The sequence below is a fragment of the Vibrio coralliilyticus genome (genome assembly GCF_024449095.1).
GTDB classification, from domain to species: Bacteria; Pseudomonadota; Gammaproteobacteria; order Enterobacterales; family Vibrionaceae; genus Vibrio; species Vibrio coralliilyticus_A.
The window spans coordinates 1,700,621-1,712,955 of the sequence record NZ_CP024627.1 but is presented as its reverse complement, the minus strand read 5'-3'; the positions used below and the strand labels follow the sequence as shown (position 1 = coordinate 1,712,955).

Here is a 12,335-nt window from a genome sequence, read left to right as displayed (position 1 = left end):
CCTTAGTGGCTCTGAGGTTTAGGCTCACGAGATAGCTTTAGGTACGGATTAGGGTCTATGGTTTTAACAAAGTCTAAGTAGCGCTGTTCTGCTCTATACTCTTCAGCAATCATCATTCCATTATCAATACAGCGTTTGAAGTTGGTGCGATCTTTAACGGCATATAACAGGGCATCACACAACGAGTTAGCATCATCAGGTAAATATTTGATGCAGTTGATATTGTGTGTCAGGCGTTTATCCCAGTAAGAACCATCTTGAGGGATAACAACACACATCCCCGCAGCTAAGGCTTCTAAAATGGACAAACCAAACGGTTCTTTGTGGCTGGTGGAAACAAAGATGTTGGATTGGCTTCTAATCGTGTCTAATTCTTGCGGGTCTTGGTACCAATTCGTGTATTTAATTACAACGGGCGCGGTACTTGTCGGAATGGCTGTATCAACGGGCCTGATGTAACAGATGTTAGATGCGATTGGTTTGATATGTGCAGCATGTTTAAGTGCCTCGACAAACAAGTCCAGTCCTTTCCATTTTAATAAAGATGCAGCCCAAAAGCAGACGGGGAAATCAGTTTGGCAGCGTGTTGGCCATCTGTCCTCGGGTAAACCGTTAACGAAGGTATGGTATTTGCGAGACGTCAAATACATCTCCACAAGGGAACCTGAGTCTTCTATGGACGTTTTGCGCTCTAGATATGTTCTCAGCGCGACAGAAATACTTGGTCTGCAGGAGGGCAGATAAAACACTTTGTCAGCAACGGTTAAGCAGTAACCGATAGACCTTGAGTTTCCAACGTGCCCATGAATAAACTGAACTAATTCAATGTTTTTTAATAACTTTACAATGTAAAGTGGCATGTCCATACCGGGCCCAGATGCACCGATAGCTCTGTCTATGTTCTTGTACTTGATCAAGAAAAATAGAAGGCATAAGGCGGTATAACACTGGCTTAGCCAATATAGGAGGCCGTAATGCTGCTTAGCCAATGGTTTAATAAGAGGCAATGCAACTATATCGACTGAGTGTGATGCTGTAAGTTTACAGCTCTTCCAGAATTCCACATCAGCTGTGGCGATAACAAAGTGGTTGATATCTGCCCGACACAAACTTAACGCTTCGACAGTGGCGATTTTTGATCCGCCTTTGAATGTTATTGGATCGAAGACCAGTGTTTTTGTCACGTTTGAATTAACCATACTGACCTCCCATAGCAATGCGCTTTGCCAAATAGGTTTTTAGCGGGATAAATGTACGCCATAAAGAGACGGAGGGTTGGTGGGATACCATAATTTTCTTGTAAACACCGATGATACGATGGCTTGATAGCGAAACATTGAATTTGCTACCGATGTGTTCACTGGCATTACTGGCGAGTTGTCGCCCAAAGTCAGGGTTTTCGACTAATACTTTCATAGCCTTGCTTAATGGACCTACCCCCCTGTTGGGGTAGAGAATACCGGTCTCACCATGTTGAACAAACTCTGGGATACCACCTTCAAAAGGTGCTACAACTGGAATCTTAGCGACAGCGGCTTCAGCAATAACGAGTCCAAAAGCTTCGCTTCTAGCACCGCTTACAAAGGCATCACAGCCTTTCAACCAACCTACTGCATTGTTTTGTTCACCGACAAAGTGAACCCTGTTTTCCAAATACAACTTCTTGGCGTGTTTTTCTAGCTCGTTTCTGAGTGGACCGTCGCCAATGACTAAAAGGTGTGTGTTCGGATATTCAAAGTTCAAATGTCTTAACGCTACGATAAGCCGATCGATACCCTTGCGGTGAATTAGAGAGCCGACTGTCGCATAAAGGAAGTCGTCGTCGTTAAGTCCGAGTACTTTTTTCGTTTCGACAGTTTGTTGCGCGTCGAGTTTAGAAACATGCAATCCGTTATGAATGACTGACAAATGCTCACGTGGGTACCCCTCAGATTTGAGCTGGCTGGCAACATATTCACTGACAGAGATGATGTGTGGGGACAAATGCAGGCCTAGTGTTAATCGGTCTCTGGCAGGATAGGAGCTGTGTAGCTGAGTCACCATTGGAACCTGTTTGATTCGGGCTGCGAGTACCATCCATTGACATGGAGCTCCACTGTTGACATGAACGACGTCAATGCTTTCTCTTTGGAGGATTTTACAAGCTTTACGGACCAGGTAGCCCCAACCTAGAAAATCGAATCTGGGGGCGAGCCAGCCAAGTAGGAGAGGGAATGCGTCAGCTTCGGATGAGATGTTGTTGCGCAAGGCGTAACGGTGCAAAGAAGAATTATTGGTCCATAGATGTACAGAGAACCCTTGGTTAGAGCACTGTTCCATTAGGTCAATGAGGCACTGCTCGCTTCCGCGAATCCAGTCATTTCCGTAGTGAACAAACAGTATTTTTTTCTTCATTGTTATTCCCCTTTGCCATTTATACGAGGAACAACGCAATTGAGATGCCAAGATTTAAGTTTGACTAACTTTATGAAAAATATATAAAAAAAATTTTAACTATTTTATGAGAGTGTTTTTCTCAATATGAGAAGCAGATTGACGACCAGATTTTTTGTAGAGTTGTAGCAATTTAGGAATGATTGCAGAAGAGGAAAATTGTTCTCGAACTGTGCCAATCGCTTGCTGAGATATCTTTTGTCTTTCGTCGTCCGTTAACTGTTCTAGAGTTCGTAAAACATCAGCAATCTGAGCAGCCGTATCGACCAAATATCCATTCTGACCACTGGTAATCAGTTTAGGAAGATCTCCGACCCTTAACGCGATGACAATACACCCTCTGGACATGGCTTCAAGCGCCGCCATAGGCAAACCTTCAAATCGAGAGCAAATGATAAGTACGCCTATGTGTTTCCAAACCACATCCATGTTGCTTTGATGACCGTGGAGTTGAACATTTTGCGGCGCTAATTGAGAAATCTCTGCTTCTAACGGACCTGAGCCATAGATGTGAAAGGATAAATCTGGGCGGCTTTTAGCGCATCGAATAAACCTGTCTGGTCCTTTTTCATGGCTTAGGCGACCAACAAAGGCGATCTGTTCTCCTGTGCTTACACTGGCTTTTGAATCATCAATGAAATTATTCAACCTAAGGGTAGTCGCTGGGATCTTTTGGCTCACTTTATCACTGACGGCAAGTGAGAGCGTAGAAATAAACGCCGTGTAGCGGTCAACAAAATCATAAGCCCAGACTTTACCTGTTGGTGTTTCGCCAGCGTGATAGGTTGTTATTTGTTTTACTCCGGTCAAAACTCGTGCACATTTAGACAGCAGACTCGCTTTGTACCCATGAGCATGGATAAGAGCCGTTGGTGAATGTTTAATTTTTTGGATCAGTGCGAACAAAGGTTGAGAGGCCAGGTCAGATAAGTACTGGTAAGGGACAGCTTCTTTTTCCAGTTTTTCTACGAGGGGGGAACGCTGTTGATACCGTTTTACCAGCAACACCTCAACACTTATGTCATGATGCTTGAGCCCTTTAGCGAGCTCAAGCACGTAGGTTTCAATACCGCCAAACGTCAGGCTATCGATGACTAGCCAAACATCAATCCGCGTATTGCTGCTCATCTTCTTCGGCTTCCCAAGCCTGTTTTTTACGATAAACGGTTGATGGACTCAACTCGAGTAATACTGCTGCGTTGAGGACATTACCATCGCAAAAATCAATGGCTTGTTGAATGGTTTCTCTTTCAACCTGCCACATCGGGCGTATCGTAGCTGGTATAGTATTTTGTGGACTCTCACTCTCAATCATTCGACCGGTCTCTTGTGCTGGTATTTCGACTGGCGTGATGGGGTCTGTTTGAGCTGATACTTCATGGTTGACTGTCGATTGTGTGACTTTAGGCCTTGAAGGTTTACTATTTTTTGAAATTTGTTCGGGTAGGTGAGACACAGAAAGTTTGGGTTCATCATTAAGAACGACAATGTTACGAATGACATTCTGCAGTTGTCTTACGTTCCCCGGCCATGAGTAACGCTTGAGCAACGATTCGGCATCTCGGTTGATGCCATTAAATTTCTTCCTATCTTCTTTAGCGAACAGCTTAAGGAAATGAGTCGCTAGCGTTGTGATGTCATTTCCGCGTTCTCTTAGAGGCGGCATTTCAATCGGCACAACATGAACGCGGTAGTACAAGTCTTCTCGGAATCGGCCTTCTTCAACTTCTAGCAATGGGTCACGGTTGGTCGCGCAGATTATTCTCACATCGACCTTCATTTCTTTCGAACCCCCGAGTGGGGTGAAAGTCCCTGTCTGTAGGAAACGTAGCAGTTTTTTCTGCATTTCCAGCTCCATCTCACATAACTCGTCAAGGAAAAGGGTTCCTCCATGAGCTAAAGATGCCGCGCCTTTTCTGTCCGTAGTCGCACCCGTGAATGCACCTTTCACATGGCCAAAAATTTCGCTTTCCATAAGATCTTTGGGAATAGCACCACAGTTGATAGCTATGAAAGGCTTGTCGCTTCGTTTACTTTCTTTATGGATTGCTTCAGCGCACACTTCTTTACCTGTGCCGCTTTCTCCGATAATGAAAACGCTCGCGGTAGTCGGAGCAACAGAGTCAATGATCTTGTAAACGCCCTGCATAGGCAGGCACGAGCCGATGAATCCGTGGAAGCGATTTCTGTCGAATTTCGCTTCGATATCTTCGACTAAATGTTCGAGTTTAGCTTGCTGTAAGTGGAGATTTATCGATGTTTTGAGTCGGTCTGCCTGAATTGGCTTTTCGAGAAAGTCTTTAGCTCCTTTTTGCAACAAGCTGACTGCAACATCCACTGAACCATGGGCGGTCGCGACGACCACGGAGGTAGGTACTTGGTTCTCGTTGAGCCAGTCTAAGATATCTTCACCGTTCATGTCCGGAAGCTTGAGATCTAAAATCACAAGCTGTGGCACATTGCGCTCTATGAATGCTTTGGCATCGCGACCTGTTTCTACATGAAACAGATCAAACGCTTCATCTTTTACATACTGTTTGTAAAGGACTGCAAGAGAAGTGGAGTCTTCAATCAGTAGTACTTTTGCTCTCATGTGACGTCATCCTTGTTATCTAGCCTGCTGGTTCGATGAAGCCCAGCGTTTTTCTATATTCAAGAGCAGCAAGTGACTTCTCAGCCAGTTCTTTTAGTTCTTCAGAAAGTTCAAAGGCTTGCTGTTCATGATTTTCTAAGCACATGCGCTCAATCTTTCTCGCAAGGTTGGATAACACTCTATTTCCTAAAGCCAGAGAGGAGCTGCCTAACGTGTGGCTTTCAAACTCAAGCGTTTCTTTGTCTCGGTCTTCCATGGCTTGATAAATCTTACTCAAGCGCTCATTGGATTCTTCGATGTAATGATCAATTAGCATAGGAAGAACATCAGCACTGGTGTCTTCTATCATTTGCTCTAGCACTTGTTCGTCGACGAGTTCTAAATCCACTTGTATGTCCTGACTTATAGAATGGTTGTTAATACCCTGCGTATGCGATTCAATCTTTAAATTATCAGATTTTTCAGCAGAGTTGTTCGCATCACCACTTAAGAATAGATTAATTTTTTCAATTAGTTGTGACAAGCGAATCGGTTTTGACAAATAGTCGTTCATCCCTGCATCGAGGAACTGCTCCTTATCACCTGACAATGAGTGGGCGGTCAATGCAACGATAGGGATTTGCCGAGCCGTTTCATCCGTCATCGAGCGAATAGCTTTGCAGGTTTCCATACCATCAAGTTCTGGCATAGAGATATCCATAAAGATAAGGTCGTAATGGTATTGCTCAACCATTTCTAAAGCACGGCGGCCATTTTCAGCGATGTCCATTGCAATCCCCATGCGCTTAAACATCTCGCTTATGACCAGCTGATTGGCTTTGTTGTCCTCAGCCACTAATATGCTGACATCCGATACCCGTAACTCATTATTGTTCGTGTTCTGATGGGATGCACTGATCAACTGGTCTGCGAGTTCCAATTTGATTGAGAAGGAGAAGGTACTACCAATAGAAGGTGTACTTTCCACCTCAATGTTACCGTCCATCAACTCACATAAGCGTTTGCATATTGCGAGACCCAGCCCAGAGCCTTCCTGGCTTCTTGAATAGGTCTGGTCAACCATAGTGAATTCATCAAACAGATATTCCACTGCGTTGTGGTTAATGCCGACACCCGTATCTATGACACTGCAAACGATCTTGGCTTTATGACCTTCATCAATCTCAGCTACCACCTGAATAGTTACGCTGCCTTCTTTGGTGAATTTCATCGCATTACCGAGCAAGTTATGCAGGATTTGCTTAACGCGGTTTTCATCGCCCTGAACATTGGTGGGAACAGAACCATCAATGAGGCAGTTCAAATCAAGAGAACGTACTTTCGCTGATGGTTGAAAGGTCTCAACGACATTTTCAATGCAATGACGCAAATTGAATGGTTTATGCTCAAGTCGCAGCGTGTTGGATTCCATTCTGGTGAAATCCAGAATGTCATTGATAATGCTGAGTAGAAATTGTCCTGACTCGGTGGCGGTATTGACCAATTTTTTCTGCTCGCGAGTGAGTTTTGACTCTTCAAGAATATTTAAAATACCCAAAACGCCGTTCATTGGTGTGCGGATTTCGTGTGACATCGAGGCTAAAAAGCGGCTTTTTGAGTCATTTGCTTGTTCGGCTTCGAAACGCGCGTGTTTCAGATCTTGATAGCTTTTTTCGAGTTTAATCGACATGTCGTCAAACGCTCTGGCTACCTCTCCCAGCTCGCCTTTGGAGTGATCGTTGAGCTGAAATCCCGGGCCGTGTTGACTGACCGTATTGGCTGCCTCTATGAGTTTTACTAAGCTTTTGGTCAAGTAGGTTCCGAGGAAAAAAGAGAATATAGCGACCAGAACGACCTCAATGGAAGCTATTCCTATTATTGTTTTTTGAGCACTGGTAAGCATAGAGTTGATATCAGATACTTCGAAACCTATGTCTATAGTGCCGTAACTTACATTGCCACTTTTGACTTGTACCTGAGTGTCGAAAATCCCATCATTGACAGAATTTAAGTCGTCATCAATCGACATAGTACGTTGCAATAATGCTTTATCTCCATCGCATGACAGCTCTTTTTCATCGCGCATTACCCTGATATAAGCAATATCTTCAATGGTCATGAACTCTTTGACCAAATCATCTAAAGTCGCAATGTCGGTGGTGATCATTGCGTCCTTAGCAGCGTGCGCGAACATGGAAGCCGTCGAGTTTGCGCGCTGGATGAGTTGCTTTTCATTTGAGTTGGAGAGAAAACTCATTGCACTCAATGTAAGCGCTACGAGCATAACGATCTCAATAAAGGCGATCCCAAGTATGGTTTTCATTCTAAATGACATAGCATGGCACTCCCGTTGCTGATTATTCCAATACTGTAATCTTGAGTGCTCGAACGTCGTTCCAGTCACTATCTTGGGCTGTAATAAAACCTTTGAGCTTGAGTTTATCTAGGTGCGCTAGTCCTTCTGGGGAAAGGTCAAACTCGATAAGCGCTTGCTGAACTTTATTTTTTAACTTCCCATCAAGTTCGGGATGAACTGCGATTGCATGAGGGGTATATCCTTTGGTGGTCCATATTGGCGTTAGTTGTTGACGTATCTCATCCGATAGAGACAGGTACGTTCTTAATATGCCGCCTCCCGCAGGGAAAAAACCCTTGGCGACAGATAGGTAAACGGAGTCATGAGACGACACATAGGATGGTTGAAAGTTAACCTCATTTTGTTTTAGATAGGTTTGAGTGAGTACGGTGGCGGCAAAGGCTGCAGGTGAAGGAAAAGCTATTTCTGCATTGTTGAGTTGCTTAGGCGCCGAAAAGCCACTGTCCTTGCGTACGACAATAATGCCTTTAAGTCGATTGTTTCTGGCTTTTGCAATAGCATCATAACCGGGTGATACGCTGAAGATCGTGTAGTGATAGGGGTTCATATAAGCGAGATCGTATTCTCCATTCCTTAAACGCTGTTCAAACATGGGGATGTCAGGCGCTGTACTGAATACGATCTTTTGCCCTGTTTTCTCTGAGAGATACTCAATGATAGGAGCCCATTGTTCAGCAAGCTTGCTCGCTGAATGTTGAGGAACGATGCCAAAAGTCAGTGACTCAGCATACAAGGGCAGCGAAAGGAGTGTCAGCATAGTGAGTAAGGTAAAGCTTTTCATAATGGCTCCTTAGGCTGAGTGAGAGAGAAACTCGTTGGTGAGGAGTTTTTGTGCCCATTTCTCCCTCCACGACTGGGGAATAAATCTCAACCTCTGGATCTCTCGAGCCATTTCCTGTCCTAACGTTGCCTGGTTCTTTAAGTTCAAAATCGAGCCTAGTAGTGAGATTTTCGGGCTTTGGAGAAGCTCTTGCGATTTTTGGATTTGACCGGTTGATGTTTTCCCTCCCATGACCACTAATACTGTTTGGTCACATGCGCTGGCGACGACCTGAGCGGGGATATTCCCTCGGTTTACATGCAGCAAAGGCGAGGTATCGCAGATGACTCTATCGTAGTGCTGTAACCATTTATCTACTGAGTTGCTCAAAACACTTGGATCTTTATAGGCTAGGAGAGTCGAGGTCTGCTCTGGCACAGGTAAACCTGTGAAAAGCTGTCGGGATGATTTATGTTCCAGTAGCACTCCAATATCCTCACTTTGAACTGCATTGCCAAGAGCGGGCTCAAACGCAGGATGGAATAAGTTTAGGTCCACCAGAAGAGTTTTGTGCCCACCGAGTAAGTAACGCTCCGCTAACGCAGAAGCAATTGACGTGACGCCGTCACCTGAATTGCAGCCCGTTAGGCAGATTGAACGTGCCTCGGCCAATTCAGCGGCTAGATAGATATGTTCTACCTCGGTTAACGTAGCAGGAATCATCATTACAGTGCTCCTATCAATACAATGGTGGTCGTCAAGCGTAGGATGTCTTCAAGGCCTACTCGTGCTTTTTCAAAAAAGCTCTCACTGCGATCTGGAATGTAAATCGTATCGCCTGCGCGTAGCACTGGAAGCTTGTAAATATTGGCGGTTTTACTGAAGTCGATTAAGTCAAAAGTACGTGCCTGTCCTTGGCAGCAAGACATATTGACGATGGAGATTTTCTCTAAATAGGCTCTGTCAGAGGGGCCGCCTGCCTCCGCCAGAATGTCTAGGATTGTCATGTTGTCGTCAAATACATAGCGACCCGGGCTATTGACAGCACCCAACACTCGTACTGTTGACTCTTTGCTTGTGTCCAGCCAGATCTTGTCTTTTTCTGGGATATAAATCGTGTCACCCATAGTGACTTTGGGCAGCAGGCTTTCATCGCCAGTTTCGAAATACAGTGACAAGTTAAGCTTGCTAACCTTTGAATACGTTTTGTCTCTGTGGGTAATTTTGATGTTATGAATGTCGGCATCTTTGGTTGGGCCATCTGCCGCAGACAAGATATCCAGAAAATGCATCTCTTTGGTAAAGCGGTAGCGACCCGGAGCATTGACTTGGCCGAAGACATATATAGATGCATCTGAGCTCTGACGTACCCATTGGGATTTATTGTCAGATGGATCTTGGGGTAAGTCATGAACGCGAATGATGGTACCAGCGCTGATGACAGGCAGCTCAGCCATTTGCGCGCCATTCAAGATAAACTCGTCAAGGTTGAACGTTTTCATTTTTCCGTTAGGTGTCACTACTTCTATTTTGGACGTGTCTGCTCGAAGAGTCGGTCCACCAACGTGCGCAAGTAGGTGCATCATATCCATTTCATCTGACCATTCGATACGTCCGGGGCGAACTACTTCACCAATGACATTAACAGCACGATCTGGCGAGATTTTGAGCCATGACTTCTCGTTCATATCGGTCTTTTCGGGGACAAAAATCGCATCGCCAGCATGGATCTGAGGAGGTGTTTGAGTCGTTAAACCTTCGGTATAGGCGGTTAGATCAAACTTGATGACCTGCCCATTTGCCTTAATAAGACGAATCTGGCGAGATTCTGCATAACGAGTTGGACCGCCTGCATTAGCCAGAATGTCCATGAAAGAAGCGCCTTTCTTACCTTCGTAAGCACCTGGGTGTTTGACTTCTCCCATGATGTAAATAACGTTTGAGCCTGCACGAATTTCTTCTTCTTGTTTAGGGACGAAAATCGTAGTGCCTGGCTGAAGGTTAGGAAGAAGAGAGGTATCTCCGCTATCTAAATACTCTTTCAGGTTGAAAATTTGAGGCTTGTTGTTGCTGATAACACGAATCTGTTCCACAGAAGCGTACCGGGTCACACCACCAGCGCGCATCAGGATATCGACTAAGTCGGCAGTATTCTTGAATGTGAAGGAGCCGGGGGCATTGACTTCACCAAACACTTTAATCGCGGTTCTGTTGTCTGCACTATCACCGGAGTTCGCCAACTTACTGGCATCAAACTGTTGCTCAATGTTGCCAACCAAGGGTGAGGCAGGAACGAATATAGTGTCCAAAGACTTAAGCTTAGGTAGCAGGGACTCATCGCCCGTATCCAAAAACCGTTTGTAGTTAAACGGAAACTTGTCCTTTCCACGCTTGAGAAGCAGGTTGTTCAACTGTGCACCCGAGCGAAGTCCGCCAGCAGCATGGAGCGCCATTTGAACATCTGCGCTTTTCGACAAAGTATACTCACCGGGGGAGTTTACGTAACCCTGGATAGAGATAAGCACTTGTTGCTCTGAAATGTAAACCGATGCAGTAGAAAGATCTCGATAGACTTTGCTTAACGCGTTGAGCACGGATTGCTGCAACTGGCTTTCAGTGTATCCAGCGACGTAGAATGCGCCAACTTCTGGTAGGCTAATTCGGCCTCGCTTGTCGACTTGGAATCCTTTATTTAGTGTTTCTTCGCCTGGCAGGTTAACCTGAATCATATCACCAACCTGCACGCGTTCTATTTCGGCATTAACAGAGGCTGCGAACAAACAAGCTAGGGTGATTAAGATAAATTTATTCCACATGAGAGTAGCCTCCATTCAATTTGTTCTCTGCAAGCTCGTTGGTTTCAACAACCTCGATGCTGACTCTGCGATTAGTGAGTCGAACGCCATCTGATTCACCTTCAAAAAGCGGGAGGGATTCGCCGAGGGATTTCGTTTCTATTCTTTTCGGCTCTAGGCCAAAAATGGTTAGATAACGTTTCACTTGTTTTGCTCTACCCATTGCAAGCTGCTGATTCTCTAGCTCGTCTCCGACCGAGTCGGCATGGCCGGTAACGGTCAAATGTAGCGATTTATGCTCTCGTAAAATGTTGGCTGCTTGCGCAAGGTGACCCATGTATTTCGGGTTAACTTCTGTTGAGTTGAAGGCAAATTGGTTATCAACGTTTAACAGATTGTAGAGTTTGTCGATGATGGCCAATTGTTGTTGGAATGAGAATTCATCATGCGGTGGAACGCATTTAGATTGAGATGTGACGTAATCTAGCTGTCGCTCTAGTTCGTCTAATCGTCTGCGTTGAATGACGATATCGTTGGCTGCATCTAGCAACAAACCACCTTCTAATTCTCTAGCGATTCTGTTCTGTTTTTCGATAGCTTGAACGACGGCGGCGGGGAAGCACCAACGAGCCCCCTCGCGGACGAGTGCATCGAGATGAAGTTTTGCCAGCTGCCAGTCAAAGCGCAAGCCATGCTCTGGGCCGAGTGGTTCGTCTGGCATAACAGGAGTGAAGTTTGATTGGATGTATTGCTCAGCAATGCCTCCACGTCCGGCTTCAGGGTAGCTGCTACAGCCAATCACGCTTACGATGGGTACAATTAGGGCTATGTGCTTTATGTAGTTCATCATGCCAACTTCCTTAGTTAGTGGGTGAGATCTCAATTGTTGTTTTAGTGAGTTTGAGAGTTCACTGGGATAGCTTTGTCGATACGAAGTAGGTTGATAATTTCCAGTGGCTGGCCAGTGACATTCTCGATGCGCATCTGGCGCTCGCGCTCTACTAAGCGTTTGTAAAGGTAAACCAGAGCGCCGACACCGGAAGAATCAAGAAAGCGAACATTACGAAAATCAATTTCAACCTCGCCATGCTGATCGGCGATAATCTCATCAATGTGCTTTTGTGCGTATCGGCTGCCTTCAGCATCTAAGTTGCCATCAATTTGAAGGGTAAGAGTTTCATTAGTGAGTTCAATTTTACGTAGTTCCATGACGATATCTCCTCAGTCAGTTTTCTTAAGAAGAGCACGTAATGTGCCAAAAAATATCTCCAATAAAATCAATGATATATGATGTGGCTTGTTATGATTCTCAATTTGAGAAATACGTTTTCTCAGACTGAGAATCATGCCTGTAAGTAAAAATGGTTTACTGGATGTTGTAACTGACACATTTATAGG

General features: G+C 45.0%; 10 protein-coding genes. All 10 read right to left on the bottom strand.

The features are described 5' to 3' along the window. Positions 1-2 precede the first annotated feature (2 nt). A complete protein-coding gene (locus CTT30_RS08180; RefSeq protein ID WP_252034586.1) occupies positions 3-1,199 on the bottom strand; it encodes a glycosyltransferase in 1,197 nt (398 codons plus the stop codon). Beyond that, the gene (locus tag CTT30_RS08175; protein ID WP_252034584.1) at positions 1,192-2,394 is read right to left on the bottom strand and encodes a glycosyltransferase; all 1,203 of its coding nucleotides are present in this window, start codon (positions 2,392-2,394) and stop codon (positions 1,192-1,194) included. Before CTT30_RS08175 ends, CTT30_RS08180 begins: the two co-directional genes overlap by 8 nt. Positions 2,395-2,493: 99 nt before the next feature. Beyond that, positions 2,494-3,561, bottom strand: coding sequence for a glycosyltransferase family 4 protein (locus CTT30_RS08170; RefSeq protein WP_252034582.1), 1,068 nt, complete (start codon positions 3,559-3,561; stop codon positions 2,494-2,496). Further along, a complete protein-coding gene (locus CTT30_RS08165) occupies positions 3,539-5,026 on the bottom strand; it encodes a sigma-54-dependent transcriptional regulator (RefSeq protein WP_252034580.1) in 1,488 nt (495 codons plus the stop codon). Before CTT30_RS08165 ends, CTT30_RS08170 begins: the two co-directional genes overlap by 23 nt. Before the next feature lie 19 nt (positions 5,027-5,045). After that, positions 5,046-7,340, bottom strand: a complete 2,295-nt coding sequence (locus CTT30_RS08160) for a response regulator (protein WP_252034578.1) — start codon at positions 7,338-7,340, stop codon at positions 5,046-5,048. Between the two features lie 22 nt (positions 7,341-7,362). Then, the gene (locus CTT30_RS08155) at positions 7,363-8,163 is read right to left on the bottom strand and encodes a phosphate/phosphite/phosphonate ABC transporter substrate-binding protein (RefSeq protein WP_252034576.1); all 801 of its coding nucleotides are present in this window, start codon (positions 8,161-8,163) and stop codon (positions 7,363-7,365) included. Positions 8,164-8,172: 9 nt separating this feature from the next. Next, entirely contained in the window at positions 8,173-8,868 is a 696-nt protein-coding gene (locus tag CTT30_RS08150) for a P-loop NTPase family protein (RefSeq protein WP_252034574.1), read from the bottom strand. Then, on the bottom strand, positions 8,868-10,958 hold the full coding sequence (locus CTT30_RS08145; protein WP_370689698.1) for an SLBB domain-containing protein: 2,091 nt from the start codon (positions 10,956-10,958) through the stop codon (positions 8,868-8,870). Before CTT30_RS08145 ends, CTT30_RS08150 begins: the two co-directional genes overlap by 1 nt. Then, the gene (locus tag CTT30_RS08140; RefSeq protein WP_252034570.1) at positions 10,948-11,787 is read right to left on the bottom strand and encodes an OmpA family protein; all 840 of its coding nucleotides are present in this window, start codon (positions 11,785-11,787) and stop codon (positions 10,948-10,950) included. The genes CTT30_RS08145 and CTT30_RS08140 overlap by 11 nt, the downstream gene beginning before the upstream one ends. Before the next feature lie 41 nt (positions 11,788-11,828). Beyond that, positions 11,829-12,146 carry an STAS domain-containing protein gene (locus tag CTT30_RS08135; RefSeq protein ID WP_239837009.1) on the bottom strand — a complete coding sequence of 106 codons (318 nt, stop codon included), beginning with the start codon at positions 12,144-12,146 and terminating at the stop codon, positions 11,829-11,831. Between the last annotated feature and the right edge of the window lie 189 nt (positions 12,147-12,335).